Source organism: Gemmiger formicilis (assembly GCF_016901605.1).
Lineage (GTDB): Bacteria > Bacillota > Clostridia > Oscillospirales > Ruminococcaceae > Gemmiger > Gemmiger formicilis_B.
Map to the genome: position 1 here is coordinate 1 of NZ_JACJKP010001063.1, position 215 is coordinate 215.

Consider the following 215-nt stretch of genomic DNA (forward strand, 5'->3'; position numbering starts at 1 on the left):
TGGCGCTGTCCACCCCTAAGATGGTCAAGGCCACTAATAAAGAGATCAAGATCATGCATACCAAATGCATGGGTCCGGATGATATGATTTCCAGCCTTTCCGGCGGCAATCAGCAGAAAGTAATTTTCGGCAAATGGCTCGAGCGTGAACCGCAGGTCTTTATGATGGACGAGCCCACCCGCGGTATCGACGTTGGTGCCAAGTACGAAATCTAC

Annotated in this window: 1 protein-coding gene; it reads left to right on the forward strand. The window is 50.7% G+C overall.

Annotation, left to right across the window (positions count from 1 at the left end):
* A partial coding sequence (locus H6B10_RS18625; RefSeq protein WP_243427462.1) for an ATP-binding cassette domain-containing protein occupies positions 1–215 on the forward strand: 215 nt, incomplete at both ends.